A 17880-nucleotide genomic window follows, 5' to 3' on the forward strand; every position below is an offset into this window, starting at 1 on the left:
TTCATATATTGTGTCACATTAACACGATGAAATAAAGTCATATGAAACCAACCATTTTATTTGTAGTTCTGGCATTCTTTGCCAGCAACGTTCTTTCTCAGCAATGGACAGAAGTCAAAAAGGAGAATTTCAGTTTAATAACAAATAAAGGAGGACGTATTCTCGGATACTCTCCAAATTCTGGTATACGAATTTTATCGAAAGATGGTTATGCATTTAAGGATTTGAACAGAAATGGCAAACTTGACATCTATGAAGATTGGCGGAATTCATTTGAGGCGAGGGCAAAGGATCTGGCTTCTAAAATGACAATTGAGCAAATCGCCGGACTAATGTTGTATAGTGGTCATCAATCGATACCGGCTCGTTCCAGGGGTTTTGGAAGCGGCACCTATAATGGTAAACCTATTAGTGAAAGTGATGCAAAAGCATATGATCTTAGTGATCAGCAGAAGCAATTTCTAAGTAAGGATAATTTGCGCCATGTTCTTATTACAAGTGTGGAAAGTCCAGAAGTTGCAGCACGCTGGAATAATAATCTCCAGGCTATGGTGGAGGGTTTGGCGCTCGGTATACCAGCCAATACAAGTTCTGATCCCCGCCATAATGCTATCGCCTCAACAGAATATAATGCAGGTGCAGGTGGAAAAATTTCAATGTGGCCTGAAGCGCTGGGTCTCGCTGCAACTTTCGACCCCCACTTAGTACTTCAATTTGGAAAAATAGCAGCCAGAGAATACAGGGCGCTTGGCATCACTACAGCCTTATCACCCCAAATTGACCTGGGCACAGAACCAAGGTGGAATCGTATTAAAGGAACTTTTGGGGAAGATCCATATTTGTCAGCAGATATGGGCAGGGCTTATATTGATGGATTTCAGACTTCTGAGGGATTGGATGAATTGAAAGATGGTTGGGGATTTACCAGTGTTAATGCAATGGTGAAACATTGGCCGAGCGGTGGCCCGGAAGAGGGTGGAAGGGATGCGCATTTTGCTTATGGTAAGTTTGCCGTTTATCCCGGTAATAATTTTGAATTGCAAATGATCCCCTTTCTGCAAGGTGCATTCAAACTTTCTGGCAAAACAAAAATGGCATCTGCTGTGATGCCTTATTATACTATCAGTTTTGACCAGGATAAAAAATATGGGGAAAATGTTGGCAATGGTTTTTCCAAATACATCATCACGGATCTGTTACGGAATAAATATGGATATGAAGGAGTCGTTTGTACTGATTGGCTTATTACAGGGGATGAAGGAAAAACCCCTGATGTTTTTGCCGGTAAATCATGGGGTGTAGAGCGCGAGAATATAGCACAGCGTCACTACAAGGTTCTCATGGCCGGAGTAGATCAGTTTGGCGGAAACAATGCTTCTGCACCCATAACAGAGGCATACCAGATGGGAGTTAAAGAACATGGTGAATCATTCATGCGCAAAAGATTTGAACTGTCCGCTGTCAGGTTATTGATGAATATTTTCAGAACAGGCATTTTTGAAAACCCCTATCTGGATCCGGAAACCTCAAAAGTTACTGTTGGAAAGGCTGAGTATGTAACTGCTGGTTACCAGGCCCAGCTTAAGTCGATTGTAATGCTAAAGAACAAGCAGAATGTTCTGCCGTTGCAGAAGAAAAAAACAGTATATATCCCCAAAAGGCTTAGTCCGGCAATGCGCGATTGGTTCGGTAATCTTACACCTGAAAAATTGGATTATCCTGTTAACATGGATCTGGTCCGCAAATACTTCAATGTAACTGAAGATCCTGCAGTTGCGGATTTTGCATTGGTTTTTGTGAAGAGTCCGATGGGTGGTGTTGGTTATGAGAAAGATGATCGGGAAAAAGGAGGAAGTGGATATGTACCTATATCGCTGCAATATTCACCATATACGGCTGTAAATGCGCGAGAGAAAAGTATTGCCGCTGGCGATCCAGTTGTTGATCCCTCTATAACCGATCGTACATATAAAGGGAAATCATTTACAGCATTAAACAATGCAGAACTGAAAACAATACTTGATACCAGAACTGCGATGGCAGATAAGCCTGTCATAGTAAGTGTTGAGGCATCAGGCCCAATGATCTTCTCAGAATTTGAGAGTAAAGTTGACGGAATACTGCTTGGTTTTGGTGTTCAGGATCAGGCAATTTTAGATATTCTTACGGGTGTTGAACCATCAGGACTGCTCCCTGTTCAAATGCCTGCTGATATGAAAACGGTGGAAGAGCAATTTGAAGATACACCGCATGATATGAATTGTCATGTTGATACACAGGGCAACAAGTATGATTTTGGTTTTGGCCTTAACTGGAAAGGAAAAATTAAAGATAATCGTACTGAAAAATATAGGAAACGTTAATGTGTGATGGCATGAAGTTTTTCCAATTCGGGAAAACTATCCCATGAATTCGACAGCACTCAAGGCACAAGAAACATATCTGACAAGACTTTACGGTAGAGAGAGAAGCAGAATCCTAAAGAAAGGAATCAGAATTAATCCCTCCAACATGTTAATCGCGAAAGAAATTTCCCGAAACGAGCCCCTTCATATTGTACGAAAAGAGGAGAAGTCTCTACAGAATAAAAACCCATTTTCTGATTGGAATATTCCGGATAACGTTGGCGGATATATCAAGGCAAAAAACAATGACTGCTGGTAAATTATTATTTTATGCAAAAGGTAAATTCAAAAAAAGCATTGAGACCTGCGCAACCCCAGCGTAAGCCAGGAATAGAATCAAAAATGAAACCTTTGCCGGAATACGATTATCCCGAAAAGTCTGGTTCTGGTAAGTTAATGGGTAAGATTGCCCTTATAACGGGGGGAGATAGTGGAATAGGCAGGGCAGTGGCAGTACTTTTTGCTAAAGAGGGCGCCGATATTGCAATATCTTATCTCAACGAAACTTCGGACGCCCGATTAACTCAACAGGAGATTGAAAAATATGGAAGGGATTGTATAATTATTCCAGGTGATATTGCACGCGAATCTGTTTGTAAAGCCATCGTTGCAAAAACAATCAGGAAATTTGGTCGCATTGACATACTGATCAATAATGCTGCTTTGCACTATGAACAGGATTCACTTGAAAAAATATCAGCTAAGCAATTAGAGAGAACTTTTGCGGTAAATGTTTTTTCAGTTTTTAACCTTACTCGCCTTGCATTAAAACATATTAAGAAAGGTGGTGCAATTATTAATTCAACTTCGGTTACTGCTTATCGTGGTAGCAGCTCTTTGATGGACTATGCCGCAACCAAGGGTGCTATAGTGTCGTTCACAAGAAGTCTTGCTGCAAATCTCTCTGAAAAGGGTATAAGGGTGAATGCGGTTGCACCCGGCCCTATCTGGACTCCTCTTATCCCATCAAGTGTAAACAGCAAAAAGGTCAAAACCCATGGTAGTGATACACCCATGAAAAGAGCTGGTGAGCCACGGGAGGTAGCCCCTGCCTATTTATTTCTGGCGACAGACGACAGTATTTATATTACCGGACAGGTTATTCACCCCAATGGAGGGGAGATCGTAAATGGATAAGTTATCGTGGAAATAATTGTTCCTCAGGGAGCTCAATCATAAATGTTGAACCCTGACCCGGAACACTTTCGGCACTAATACTTCCGTTATGTGTCTCAACTATTTTCTTGCAAATGGAAAGGCCTATTCCACTACCATTATATTCATGATAACTATTGAGTCGCTTAAATACACGGAAAATTTCCTCAGAATAACTTGCATCGAAACCAATTCCATTATCTTTTATTGTGATTCGCTGGTAACGCAGACCTTGTTGCTTTCTCGAAATGGATGAGGGATCATTCTCCACTACCAACTCAGAATTAATATTGATTTCGGGCGGAACATTCTGCTTTGAAAATTTTATGGCATTATTCACGAGATTGAAAAACAACTGGTGAATTAATATTGGTATGCCCCATATTTCGGGCAAACTATTAAACTTGACCATCGCCTTCTTCTTTTCGATGTCTACCTCAACATCCTGAAGAACATCTGACACAACTTTATTCAGATCAATGCGGGTAAAATCAGTGGGGTGTGTATTATGTCGCGAAAACCGTAATAGGTCGTCAATGAGATTTTCCATTCTTTTTGATGAACTCACAATTTTTTGGAGGTAAAGAGAAACATCATTGTCAACAATGTTCTTTTGAAGGATCCGATCACTAAATAGCATGATCTTTCTCAATGGCTCCTGCAGATCATGTGAAGCAACATAGGCAAAGCGATCGAGGTCCTCATTAAGCGCTTTCAGGTAATTGTTATTCTCCAGCAATTGTTCATTTAATAATCTAACTTTTTCTTCTGAGGCTTTTCTTTCCTGTATTTCACGCTGTAAGGAAACGTTTGATTCTGTCAGGCGTTTTTCCTGTGCCATCAGTTCCTGTGTCTTCCTGTATAGCTCCACAAATACGCTAACCTTGGCCCTTAGGAGATCCGGATTTACAGGCTTATAAATATAATCCACACCACCCATCCTGTACCCTTCAAAAATAAGCTCCTCCCCATAATCATTGGCTGTAATGAATATAATGGGTATGTTCCGGAGTTTCTCACGCTGGTAAATGAGCGATGCAGTTTCAAATCCGTTCATGTCAGGCATCTGGACATCCATAAGAATGAGTGAGAAATCATGCTGATGGAGTAGTGCTTTCAATGCAGCACGTCCAGACCTTGCTTTAACAATGGTATACCTGCTCGGCTCCAATATGGTCTCAATTGAAAACAGATTATCTTCCCGATCATCTACCACCAGGATCTTTACATCGGAATTAGTCAGCTGGTTCCTATCATTGATATTGTCCATTATTTTTTATTTATATAGCCATACCCTCATCAGTGACAATAACTGATCCATTTTCACAGGCTTGGTAATATAATCTGAAGCGCCGGCTTCAATACATTTTTCCCTATCACCTTTCATTGCCTTAGCCGTAACAGCAATAATGGGTAACGTAGTGTTTTTATGTTCACGCCTTATTTTTTGTGTTGTTTCATAGCCATCCATTTCCGGCATCATGATATCCATTAAAACAATGTCTATTTTATCATTCTCATTTAGAATATCCATTGCCTCCTGACCGCTCTCAGCAGTGATGGTGTTGATATGATATCGCTCAAATGATGTAGTAAGTGCAAACAGGTTCCTAACATCATCATCCACTACAAGAACTGTTTTATTGATAAGAATATCTTTTGATGACCTGAGTTCCTCAATTAAGCTGCGTTTTTCAGGCGTAAGGTCCTGATGATCTATATGTAACAATGTCACGATTTCCTCAAGAAGAAGGTCTAGGGAATTGATGTTTTTCAACATTATCTTATTGGCATAATGTTTCAACCTTCCTTTTTCTTTTATTGAAAAATCCCTTGCAGAATAAATAAGAAGTGGTGTCATGCGCAACTTGTTTATAGCGCTTGCTTCTATAACAAAATCAAGACCTGCTATATCAGGTAACATATAATCCACCACCACACAATCATATGCATTTTTATGCAACAACTCCAAAGCTTCATTTCCGGTATTAGCAATATCAATTGAAATTATATCATTGTTATCAAGGAATTTTGCTAATTGTGCAGATTCTGTCTCATTATCTTCAACTATCAGTAGCTTTTTCTCCTTCCTCGAAGAAAATTCCTGCATATCATTGAACAGCATCGTCAAACCCTCTGCTGTCAATGGTTTTTGATGAAAGCTTCTCGCGCCTCTTTGCATCGCAAGCACCCTGTTTTCCTCCCCCGAAACGAGATGTACTGGAATATGCCTTAGGTTTATATCCGTCTTAAAAAGATCAAGAATTCTCCATCCACTTGCATCAGGAAGTTTTACATCAAGTGTGATCGCTACGGGATTAAATTTATTGGCAAGTTCAAATACTTCTGCAAAATGCGTAGCCACAACTGCCTTCATATTCTTCTCATGAGCCTTCTCTATCATGATCCTTGCAAACCTTTCATCATCTTCAATAACCAGTACCACTTTGTCTGGAGGAATAATATTGTTCCTGTCATCTCCAATGTCATTGATTATTTCATTCAAGCCTTCCAATTCATTATGTTCAGTCAGTTTTTCACTATTTGTAACTTCCTTACTGATGAATTCACTTATCTCTGAAATTTTATACTCTCTTTTCTTTTTAGAAGCAGGTTTCTCCCGACGTACAGGCTGGGTGGCAGATTCCATAGGTAAGTACAGTGTAAACACACTGCCCTTGCCTGCTTCGCTTTCAAGTTCAATGGTGCCTCCCAAAAGATCTGCCAGGCCTCTGCTTATCGATAAACCAAGGCCTGTTCCACCATATTTTCTACTAGTAGAACCCTCTGCCTGCTGGAATGCTTCAAATATTATGTTCTGCTTATCCTTTGATATACCTATTCCGGTATCCCTTATTTCAAAAGCTACCACTCTGCGCGCACTATCAAGTTCCGGATTTGAATGTTTCCATCCGCGATCTGCTTCATAGATGCGAAGCTTCACTTCACCCTTCTCCGTAAATTTGAATGCATTGGATAATAAATTCTTGAGGATTTGATTTAGCCTCTGTGAATCCGTTTCAAATCCCTCCGGTAATCCATCCTGTTTTTCAATGGAGAATCTTAAATTTCTGCTTTCAGAAACATGCTTAAATGTTGTTTCAACAAAAGATGTTATCTGGTTGAATTTTACATTGATAAAATCAGTTGAGATATAACCTGATTCGATCTTGGAAAGATCAAGAATATCATTGATCAGTTGTATCAGATCATCTCCGCAACTATGAATGGTTTTGGCATACCTTACCTGTTTATCATTAAGGTTGCCTTCGTGATTTTCATAAAGTTGTTGTGCGAGAATAAGCAATGAGTTCAATGGTGTCCTCAACTCATGCGACATGTTTGCAAGGAACTCTGATTTATATTTGGAAGTGAGTTCCAGCTGTTCTGCCTTTTCTTCAAGCGATAACCTGGCCTCTTCAACTTCTTTATTCTTGGCTTCTACTTCTTCCTTTTGCTTTACGAGCAGATGTGCCTTATCCTGTAGTTCCTCATTTGCTCTTCTCAGTTCATCAGTAAGAGATTGGGATTGCTGAAGTAGGTTTTCCGTTCTGGAATTCGCTTCAATAGTATTCAATACAATTCCAATACTTTCTGTAAGCTGGGTAAGGAAGTCCAGATGCGTTTCACTGAAATGATCAAACGATGCCAATTCAATGACGGCCTTGATTTCTGTTTCAAATAATACGGGTAAAACGATCAGGTTGGCAGGAGTGGAGTTGCCTAATCCGGAAACTATTTTTGAATAGTTTCTTGGAATATTAGTAAGCAGTATGCGCTCCTTCTCCAGTGCACATTGACCAACCAAACCTTCACCCAGGGAGAATTCTTTTTTCAGTGCTATCTCTTTATCAAAAGCATATGCTGCGTAAAGCTTGAGTTTTTTATTCTGAAGATTTTCATCCTGCTCCAGAATATAGAACATACCTTTTTGTGCGTTCACCACCTGCGCTAATTCTGAGAGGATATGCCTGGTTACTGTTTTGAGATCTTTTTGCCCCTGCAACATCTGTGTTAATTTTGCAAGGTTCGATTTCAACCAATCCTGCTCCTGGTTTCGCAAGGTGGTTTGTTTCAGGTTCGCAATCATCTGGTTGATGGTATCCTTCAATTCTTCCACTTCCCCTTTGGCCTCCACCGTAATCATCTGGGTCAGATCTCCCTGCGTTACAGCCGAAGCCACATCAGAAATAGCTCTTACCTGGGTGGTAAGGTTCTCCGCCAACTGGTTTACGTTTTCAGTAAGATTTTTCCATATCCCTGAAGCACCGGGAACACTTGCCTGTCCGCCAAGTCTTCCTTCCACACCCACTTCACGTGCCACCGTGGTAACCTGGTCGGCAAATAAGGCCAGGGTATCGATCATTTCGTTTATGGTATCCGTTAGTTGTGCTACTTCTCCTCTTGATACGATAGATAGCTTCTGCTTCAGATTACCTGTTGCTACTGCAGTTACAACTTTCGCAATGCCTCTTACCTGATTGGTAAGGTTGTATGCCATCATATTAACTGAATCGGTAAGGTCTTTCCAGGTTCCTGCAACGCCCTTTACTTCTGCCTGTCCACCCAGCTTTCCTTCCGTTCCTACTTCACGGGCCACACGGGTTACTTCATAAGCAAACGATGTGAGCTGGTCCACCATCGTGTTAATGGTATTCTTTAACTCGAATATTTCACCCTTTACATCAATGGTTACTTTTTTCGTAAGGTCACCCGATGCAACTGCCTTTGTTACTTCTGCAATGTTCCGCACCTGGTCGGTCAGGTTACCTGTCATGTGGTTCACGGAGTCAGTAAGGTCTTTCCAGATACCTGCAACACCCGGCACAAATGCCTGTCCACCTAACTTTCCATCTGTTCCCACTTCCCTTGCCACCCTCGTTACTTCTGATGCAAATGCCCTTAACTGGTCCACCATGGTGTTAAGGGTCTCTTTCAATTGAAGGATCTCTCCCCGAACATCCACTGTGATCTTTCGACTCATGTCTCCTTTCGCAACAGCAATGGCAACATCGGCAATGTTTCGCACCTGGTCAGTAAGGTTACCTGCCATCTGATTAACCGAATCGGTAAGGTCTTTCCATGTTCCTCCCACACCCGGCACGTTAGCCTGGCCTCCGAGCTTTCCATCGGTACCTACTTCTCGCGCCACCCTTGTTACTTCAGATGCAAAGGAGCGGAGCTGCTCCACCATCGTATTAATGGTGTTCTTTAACTCAAGGATCTCTCCCTTTACATCCACTTCAATTTTCCGCGAAAGGTCTCCATTTGCCACCGCCGTTGTAACCTCTGCAATATTTCGCACCTGCGAGGTAAGGTTGGATGCCATTTTATTTACCGAGTCTGTCAGATCTTTCCAAAGTCCTTCCACACCCGGTACATCTGCTTGTCCACCCAACTGTCCTTCCGAACCAACTTCCCTTGCTACCCTCGTAACCTCCGATCCAAAAGAATTTAACTGATCCACCATCGTATTGATGGTATTCTTCAATTCAAGTATCTCACCTTTCACATCCACAGTAATCTTCCGGCTCAGGTCACCTTTCGCCACCGCTGTTGTTACTTCTGCAATATTTCTTACCTGTGCGGTGAGGTTTGATCCCATTTGGTTCACCGATTCAGTAAGATCTTTCCAGGTTCCTCCAACACCTTTTACTTTTGCCTGACCTCCAAGCTTTCCTTCTGTTCCCACCTCTAGTGCCACACGTGTTACTTCCGAAGCAAAAGAGTTGAGCTGATCCACCATCGTATTGATGGTCTTTTTTAGTTCTAGTATCTCGCCGGCAACATCCACGGTGATCTTTTTAGAAAGGTCACCATTGGCCACCGCAGTTGTTACCTCTGCAATATTCCGTACCTGGGCTGTAAGGTTTGAGGCCATCTGGTTCACAGAATCTGTCAGATCTTTCCATGTTCCACCAACACCCTGAACCTTTGCCTGTCCTCCAAGCTTTCCTTCTGTACCCACTTCCAATGCCACCCTTGTTACCTCGGACGCAAAGGAGTTGAGCTGGTCAACCATCGTATTGAAAGTATTCTTTAGTTCCAGGATCTCTCCCTGAACATCAACCGTGATCTTTTTTGATAAATCTCCATTGGCCACAGCGGTTGTTACTTCCGCAATATTTCTTACCTGCGCTGTGAGGTTTGAACCCATCTGGTTCACTGATTCTGTGAGGTCTTTCCATACCCCATCAACTCCTTTAACCGTTGCCTGTCCTCCAAGCTTACCTTCTGAACCCACTTCTACCGCCACACGTGTTACCTCCGACGAAAAAGAATTGAGCTGATCCACCATCGTATTGATGGTATTCTTCAATTCCAGGATTTCTCCTTTCACATCCACGGTGATCTTCCGGCTAAGATCTCCCTTTGCCACAGCAGTTGTAACCTGTGCGATATTCCTTACCTGGTCAGTTAAATTTGAAGCCATCTGGTTCACCGAATCAGTCAGGTCTTTCCATGTACCTGCAACACCTTTTACTTCCGCTTGTCCCCCAAGTTTACCATCCGTACCTACCTCCCTGGCCACCCTTGTTACTTCAGAGGAGAAAGAGTTAAGCTGGTCAACCATCGTGTTGATGGTATTCTTTAATTCGAGGATCTCACCTTCTACATCTACCGTGATTTTCTTTGACAGGTCACCCTTTGCCACGGCAGTGGTCACCTCCGCAATATTTCGAACCTGCGCAGTCAGGTTTCCGGCCATCTGGTTTACTGAATCTGTCAGGTCCTTCCACACACCCGCAACGCCTTTAACTCTTGCCTGTCCACCAAGCTTACCCTCTGATCCCACTTCTCTTGCAACACGTGTTACCTCCATGGAGAAGAGGTTCAACTGCTTCACCATATCATTCACTTCCTTTGCAATGCGTGCAAATTCTCCCTGCAGCAGATGATCCCCGATCTTTTGAGGCATCTCCTGCGAAAGATTCCCATTTGCTACGGAACTTATTACATGGGCTATTTCAATAGTAGGATGTACCAGATCAGATATCAATGTGTTGATGGATTCAACACTACTGTTCCAGGAGCCACGGGCAGATCTAGGCAACTCTACACGATGGTTAAGCTTACCCTGCTTACCAATAGTATGTTTTGCCGTTTCAAGTTCCTGGGTCAGTATCTCATTGAGTGAGATGATCTCATTTAAGGTGTCACAGATCTTGCCGCTTATACCCAATTTATCAAACGGCATGCGGATCGAAAAATTCCCATTTTTTACTTCAGTAAGTACTTTGAGAAGTTCTGCGTTACTTAAAGAATCATCATGGTCATTCTGGACATCGGACGGGTTCAGGGCAGTTGCTTTTGCTGCAACTGCCTTGGTTGTTTTTTGCTGCATGAATAATGCATTTATTTGGTCTGAAAGCTAGATAAAAATTTATACCTTCGGTTATCAGAAGACTTCAACAAAATATGGTAGAGAAATTTCCCCAAACCCTTCCCACAACTAATCCAAAATTCATACTTCTTGGGGAGGATGATATTGATGATCAGGAGTTTCTTGCCGAGGCACTCCAATCTATAGATAAATCATACATTTTCAAATCGTTGGAGAATGGAAAACTTCTTATTAGTTTCCTCGAATCATTACCTGCTGACCGCTTGCCTGATCTGATTATTCTGGATTATAACCTGCCTTTACTGAATGGGGCAGAAATTCTACATTTGTTGAACCAGCATGAACGATATGCTGCTATTCCCAAAATAGTCTGGAGTACGTCAAAATCCCCGGCTTGTAAAGCCGATTGTCTTAGGATGGGTGCATCTGATTATGTAGTGAAACCAAATGATATGGGAGCATTGAAAGATGTTGCCAATTATATGCTTTCCTTCTGCCAGGTGAAGAGCTAAACTTCTTCTTTTAAGTGAATGGATACTGATGCCTGCTCCCTGTATTTCTTGGGTGAATGGCCCGTTGTTTCCTTAAATAATTTATTGAAATTGGAAATGGTTTTATAACCGCAGTTATAGGCGATCTCTGAGATGGTCCAGTCACTGTCAAGTAATAACCTGCAAGCGCTGCTGATCCTCACCTGGTTAAGGTATTCAACAAAATGGATCTTATTCCGCTTTTTAAACAAACGACAAAAACTTTGAGGTGTTAAATTGGTAAGTCTCGCAACATCCTTAAGTTGTATATCGGTCCTGAAATTTTCATTCACATATCGGTATACATCACAGAGCCTGTCTTTTTCAGTGTTCGACCTATTATGTAATTCCTCTGAATTGATGGGAATTATATCCCGCGAAATAGAAAGCAAATGAAGGATTTCCAACAAGCCCATTATTTTTTCAAAGCCCTGCACCTGGAGCAGTCTTTCCATCTTCTGCGCTATTAAATGGCGGGTTTCTTTCTGTATAGCTAAACCACTGGAAGAAATCTTTAACAGATGGTTTATCTGATTTGCTTCCGCAAGTGAAAACAGGCCACTATCAAATAAACTGGAATGAAAATATATCACAATTGCCCTGGCCCTCATATCTGTATGACCTTGCATATAAATTTCATCATTCATCCAGATATGCGGCAGGTTGGGACCAATAAGGACCATATCTCCCGGTTCGAACTTTTCGATAAGATTTCCAATTATTCTTTTTCCAGAGCTCTCCCTGATGTATACCAATTCATATTCAGGATGAAAATGCAGGGGGGAATTAAAATAGGATTCTTCCCTTTCCATTACAGTGAAGAGGCTGTTTAGCTTCAGAGCAATTTCTGTTTGTATAATCTTCATGCAGCAGGCACCGTAGTTGAAATCCGTCTAATAAAAAATCAAAAATCAAGGTAAAATACTGCAAGAATCCGATAATACGTTGATTTTTTATATCTAACCTTCTTTCCTTAATTTAGTCGCCTTTATTAGCAGCACTCAACGATAAATGACCCCAACCTCCAAATTGCCGAAACAACCCATTCTGTTGTCTCAACACCAGATTATTGCCAAAAAATTTTCCAGCATTTTCAAAGTTGCACCTCAACTTGTAGTGGCCTGTCCGGGAAGGATCAACCTGATAGGCGAACACACAGACTATAACAATGGTTTTGTTCTGCCCGCCGCTATTGATAAAATGATAACCATTGCTATCAGCAGGCGAAAAGACAATCTACTCCATTTTGTTGCGGTTGATTTTGATCAGCAATTCAAAGGCAAATTGGATAAACTTGACAGATCTCCCCAATTATGGCCCGATTATATCAATGGCGTGCTGGAACAATTCAGAAAGAAAAATTTCGCCATAGGGGGATTGAATATTGTGATTGGTGGAGATATTCCTGCCGGGGCCGGACTCTCATCTTCTGCGGCACTCGAATGTGGGATTGCTTTTGGCCTCAATGAATTATTTGAACTGAGCCTTGATAAATTTGAATTGGTTAAAATGGCGCAGGCCGCAGAGAATGAATTTGTTGGAGTGAGATGTGGTATTATGGATCAGTTTGCAAGTATGTTTGGTAAAGAAGGTCATGCCATCCTTCTTGATTGCAGGAGCCTGAAATATGAATATGTGCCACTCGACCTTCATCAACATGAAATACTTTTAATGGATACCCGGGTTAAACATTCTCTTGCTGCCGGCGAATACAATGTACGCCGCAAGCAATGTGAACAGGGTGTAACAGCGCTCCGGAAAGTTTATCCCCAGGTGGAAAGTTTAAGGGATGCCAACCGGGCCATGATAGAATATACGCTTAAAGATCTTGTTCCGGAGACCATCTATAACCGGTGTAAATACGTGGTGGAAGAAAACCTCCGTCTCCAGGTTGGTTGTGAAGCCTTGCGGAGAAATGATATTGTAACTTTTGGAAAGAAAATGTATGCATCCCATATGGGACTTTCCAAACTCTATGAGGTAAGCTGTCCTGAATTGGATTACCTGGTTGATCTCGCCCGCGAAGAATATTCAATTGCCGGCGCCAGAATGATGGGAGGGGGCTTTGGCGGCTGCACCATCAATATTGTAAAAAAATCCTCCATCAATGAGGTTATTGAGAGGATGAGCATTGCGTTTAAAGCTCGTTTCGGCATTGAGCCGCTGGCTTATAAATGCAATCTTTCCAATGGAACACATTCGGTTTCAGGCAAGAAATAGTATTTTGCCTTCCTACTATGCTCTCAGCAAAAACCCAATATGCCATCCATGCGCTAACTTTTCTTGGTGAACATTACCAGGAAGGCTTCATCCCTATTAACCAGATAGCAGAGATCCGGAAAATTCCAGCGAAGTTCCTTGAAGCCATTTTACTGGAACTCCGGAAAGCCGGTATACTTGGCAGTAAGGCCGGAAAAAATGGAGGTTATTATCTGCTTCGTCACCCCCGCGAGATCCCTCTTGTTCAAATAATGCGGTTGATGGACGGTCCCATAGCACTTCTTCCCTGCGTAAGTAAAATGTTCTATGAACCATGCCGACTTTGCCCATATCCCGAGTCGTCCTGCAGCATCCGGAAAATCTTTCTTGAAGTTAGAGATGCTACATTGGAAGTGATAGAGGGTAAGTCACTTCAGGACCTTATGCAGTCAGGAAACAGCTATGAGTCGGATTTTGTAATTTAGTTAACTCTTCTATAATTTATTCACAATCAAATGATTGCGATTTTTCAATTAGGTGGTTTCAATATTACCTACTAAAACGATAGGAATTGTATCAATTACTATTATCTTTGTTCCATCCTAATAAAGGATCTATCTCTAAAAACCACTTATGAGTATTGCCACCGTAGCACTTCCGGCCAATCTCTTCTCCAGGGGAGAACAGGAACAGGTGCAAAATCTGCTTCAGCAATTTTCAGATCGCCAGCTTCAGTGGCTGGCCGGCTACCTGACCGGACTTCAGCAGGGTAACCAACAACTTCTCCAACTGATCAATCGTATTCCCGTTCCGGCAGAATCAATATCAACGGAACCTCTTCAGGCACAGGATTCGATCACTGTGCTTTATGGATCAAAAAGCGGAAACAGCAAGAAAGTTGCTAAAACCCTGCACGATAAATTAATTGCGAGAGGCTTCACCGCTGTATTGCAGGATATGAACCAATACCAGGGTAACAAGTTGAAAGAGGAGAAATACCTTCTGGTGATCGTGAGCACGCATGGCGAAGGTGATCCTCCACCAGCTGCTGAAGATCTTCACTCTTTCATCCACAGCAGGAAAGCCGCCACCCTCGAAAACACCCGCTATGCGGTGCTGGCACTGGGTGATAGGAGCTATGCCAGTTACTGCCAGACAGGTCGCGATTTCGACCAGCGTTTTGAAGCGCTGAAAGGTATCCGTCTCTTGGATAGAGTAGAAGCTGATGTGGATTATGAGGAAACAGCAGAAATATGGGTGGAAGCTATCCTGAATAAATTACAGGAATCTTTTGCCGGTATGGGGCCTGGTACAGTGCTCACACAGTCCATCCATTCCAATGGTAACGGACATGCTAAAACGATACAACCAGTTAGCTATACCCGAAAAAATCCATTTAAGGCCACAGTTCTTGAAAAGATACAACTCAATGGTCGTGGATCAGCGAAAGAAACTTATCATATTGAATTGTCACTCGAAGGCAGTGGCTTAGAGTACCTGCCAGGTGACACAGTAGGAATATGGGTTGAAAATGAACAAACACTTGTTGACGAGATCTTGTCCCTGAAAAAATGGGACGCCACACAGCAAATCACTTCAAAGGATATCAGTATTGATCTGGTAACATACCTGCAAAAGAAAGCTGAACTCACAACTATTAGTGGGAGTTTTCTGAATGCCTATCTTCCTTTTATTGGCGATCCGGCATTGGCTCATTCCCTGAAATCAATCCTTACCGATAAACAGGCTTTGCTGAACTTTGTATATGGCAGAGATATTTTTGATATCCTCAAGGCCTACCCGGCAAACATCAGTGCACAGCAGTTATCAGAGATCCTGCTGCCACTGCAGCCTCGCCTGTATTCCATCGCCAGTTCCTATGCAGCTCATCCCGAAGAAGTTCATATTACTGTAAGCCGGGTGGAATATCATAACCATGCAAGACATCATCGTGGAGTTGCTTCTAATTTTATTGCTGATCAATTAGAAGTAGGTAAAGAAATTGGTGTTTTCATTGAAACAAATGAATCTTTCCGGCTTCCCGAAGACTCTTCAACACCGGTAATCATGATCGGACCAGGAACAGGTATTGCACCTTTCCGTGCATTTGTTGAAGAGCGGGCTGAAACAGGCGCAGAAGGAAAGAACTGGCTGGTTTTTGGTGATCAGCATTTTACAACCGATTTTCTCTACCAGACCGAATGGCAACGCTTCCTCAAGCAGGGAGTACTTACAAGAATGAATACTGCCTTTTCGCGCGATACCTCCAAAAAGATATATGTTCAAAACCGCCTTCTCGAAAATGCTGATGAATTATATGCATGGCTTCAGGAAGGTGCACATTTCTATGTTTGTGGTGATGCAAAACGTATGGCTAAAGATGTAAAGCAAACCCTTATCAATATTGTACAGGATAAAGGCAGTCTTTCTGAAGAAGATGCAGTAGATTATGTGAAACAACTCATCCGCCAGGGCAGGTACCAGGAAGATGTATATTAAAAACAAACTTCAAATCATAAGCATTTTATGTCGCTTAACGAAGACCGTTCAAAACTCAGTGAGGTAGAACATATAAAAGAAAAAAGCAAATACCTGGAAGGCACTATTCCCGACAGTCTCCGCGATGAAGTTACCGGCAACCTTTTTTCACAGGACCAGCAGCTCATTAAATTTCACGGTAGTTATGTTCAGAGTGACCGCGAACTTGATAAAGAAAGAAAAGCTCAAAAACTGGAACCTCTTTATTCTTTCATGATCCGTGTGCGGGTTCCTGGTGGTGTGGCAAGTCCGGCCCAATGGATTGCCCTTGATGATATAGCCACAAAATATGGAATGCCTTCTCTTAAACTGACCACCCGGCAGGCTTTTGAATTGCATAATATCCTTAAGCATGATCTGAAGCAGACCATACGTGAAATAAATGATTCATTATTGAGTACCATAGCCGCCTGCGGTGATGTTAACCGTAATGTGATGAACACCGTGAACCCCTATACATCTGCCATTCACGATGATGTACAGGCGGTTGCTCAGGCGGTAAGCGATCATCTGAATCCACGCACCACCTCTTATTTTAAAATATGGTTGAATGATGAATTGGTAGCCGGACAATCAGATGATGAGGAAATTGATGAACCTATTTATGGTAAAACTTACCTGCCTCGTAAGTTCAAAATAACTTTTGCCATCCCTCCCTATAATGATACGGATGTTTTTGCCCATGATGTTGGGGTGATCGCCATTGAAGAGAACGGCAAACTGGCCGGATTCAATTTCTCAGTAGGAGGTGGAATGGGAATGACCTTTGGCGATGACAATACTTACCCGCGCCTCGGAAACGTTATCGGATATGCGCCAGTAGAAAAGGCAGTGGATGTTTGTGAGAAAATATTGACCATTCAGAGAGATTATGGTAACCGTGAGAACCGGAAACTGTCGAGGTTTAAATATACAATTGACATGGTTGGATTGGATTTCGTTAAAGACGAGCTTAATCGCAGGCTTGGCTATGATCTTGAACCAGCAAGACCATATGTTTTTACAACTAACGGCGATAGCTATGGTTGGGTTAAGGGCAAAAATGGGAAATGGTTCAACACCCTCTACATTGAAGGTGGCAGGGTGAAGGATTCAGAAAAATTCCAGCTTAGGAAAGGTTTGAGGGCTATAGCTGAGATGCTTGATGGGGGTGATTTCCGGCTTACCGGCAACCAGAATGTGGTAATTGGAAATGTTTCTGATGAACAGAAACCCGCTGTTGAAAACCTTCTTGAATTATACGGTATTGAAGCACATCAGCAGGTAAGTACGCTGCACCAGCATTCTATAGCATGTGTTGCCTTAAATCTTTGTCCGCTGGCAAATAGTGAGGCAGAGAGATACCTTCCATCACTGATAGATAAGATCTATGTGCTGATGAATAATCACGGAATCGGCAGCCAGCCTATCACTATCAGAATGACTGGTTGTCCCAATGGTTGTGGCAGGCCTTACCTGGGTGAAATCGGGTTTGTTGGCAGGGCGCCGGGCAAATACAATTTATATCTTGGTGCCGCATTTAATGGCGACAGGATGAATGTGCTCTACCGGGAAGCATTGACCGAAGAAGAGATTCTCAACACCCTTGACCCACTGATCGGGTCCTATGCTTCAGAAAGATCAGCGGGGGAATTTTTTGGGGATTATATAGTCAGAAAAGGTGTGATAAAACACCAGTTTAGTAAAGCAGATTTCCATCATATATAAT

The 17880-nt window shown here is 42.3% G+C and carries 11 protein-coding genes; 8 read left to right on the forward strand and 3 right to left on the reverse strand.

The genetic code is table 11. From position 1 onward, the window contains the following. Positions 1–41: 41 nt before the first annotated feature. From V6M43_RS18055 to V6M43_RS18065, 3 genes are read left to right on the forward strand one after another with little or no spacing between them, the layout of a single operon-like run. Positions 42–2363, forward strand: a complete 2322-nt coding sequence (locus V6M43_RS18055; protein WP_332737743.1) for a glycoside hydrolase family 3 protein — start codon at positions 42–44, stop codon at positions 2361–2363. 43 nt (positions 2364–2406) lie between these two features. Beyond that, positions 2407–2664: a hypothetical protein gene (locus tag V6M43_RS18060; RefSeq protein ID WP_332737745.1), complete on the forward strand. Its 258-nt coding sequence runs from the start codon at positions 2407–2409 to the stop codon at positions 2662–2664. Positions 2665–2675: 11 nt separating this feature from the next. Beyond that, on the forward strand, positions 2676–3542 hold the full coding sequence (locus V6M43_RS18065) for an SDR family oxidoreductase (protein WP_332737747.1): 867 nt from the start codon (positions 2676–2678) through the stop codon (positions 3540–3542). 1 nt (position 3543) lies between these two features. Here the strand turns inward: V6M43_RS18065 and V6M43_RS18070 are convergent, their stop codons facing one another. Further along, positions 3544–4830, reverse strand: a complete 1287-nt coding sequence (locus tag V6M43_RS18070) for a sensor histidine kinase (protein ID WP_332737749.1) — start codon at positions 4828–4830, stop codon at positions 3544–3546. Between the two features lie 6 nt (positions 4831–4836). After that, positions 4837–10905: a HAMP domain-containing protein gene (locus tag V6M43_RS18075; protein WP_332737751.1), complete on the reverse strand. Its 6069-nt coding sequence runs from the start codon at positions 10903–10905 to the stop codon at positions 4837–4839. A 74-nt stretch (positions 10906–10979) separates the two neighbouring features. Between V6M43_RS18075 and V6M43_RS18080 the strand changes: the two genes are divergently transcribed. Then, positions 10980–11417 (forward strand): response regulator, encoded by a 438-nt coding sequence (locus V6M43_RS18080; RefSeq protein WP_332737753.1) that lies wholly within the window; start codon positions 10980–10982, stop codon positions 11415–11417. On the opposite strand, the gene V6M43_RS18085 is transcribed toward V6M43_RS18080, so the two are convergent. Continuing rightward, positions 11414–12301 (reverse strand): AraC family transcriptional regulator, encoded by an 888-nt coding sequence (locus tag V6M43_RS18085; RefSeq protein ID WP_332737755.1) that lies wholly within the window; start codon positions 12299–12301, stop codon positions 11414–11416. The two genes, V6M43_RS18080 and V6M43_RS18085, sit on opposite strands and share 4 nt — an antisense overlap. A 184-nt stretch (positions 12302–12485) precedes the next feature. Between V6M43_RS18085 and V6M43_RS18090 the strand changes: the two genes are divergently transcribed. The 4 genes from V6M43_RS18090 (at position 12486) to V6M43_RS18105 (ending at position 17879) form a co-directional block, all read left to right on the forward strand. Beyond that, complete coding sequence (locus V6M43_RS18090; protein WP_332737757.1) at positions 12486–13655, forward strand: galactokinase; 1170 nt, start codon at positions 12486–12488, stop codon at positions 13653–13655. A gap of 17 nt (positions 13656–13672) precedes the next feature. Further along, complete coding sequence (locus V6M43_RS18095) at positions 13673–14119, forward strand: RrF2 family transcriptional regulator (protein ID WP_039129085.1); 447 nt, start codon at positions 13673–13675, stop codon at positions 14117–14119. Between the two features lie 148 nt (positions 14120–14267). Continuing rightward, on the forward strand, positions 14268–16133 hold the full coding sequence (locus V6M43_RS18100; protein ID WP_332737759.1) for an assimilatory sulfite reductase (NADPH) flavoprotein subunit: 1866 nt from the start codon (positions 14268–14270) through the stop codon (positions 16131–16133). 27 nt (positions 16134–16160) lie between these two features. Next, positions 16161–17879 (forward strand): NADPH-dependent assimilatory sulfite reductase hemoprotein subunit, encoded by a 1719-nt coding sequence (locus V6M43_RS18105; protein WP_332737761.1) that lies wholly within the window; start codon positions 16161–16163, stop codon positions 17877–17879. Position 17880 lies beyond the last annotated feature (1 nt).

It is taken from the genome of Flavihumibacter sp., from assembly GCF_036676075.1.
GTDB lineage: Bacteria > Bacteroidota > Bacteroidia > Chitinophagales > Chitinophagaceae > Flavihumibacter.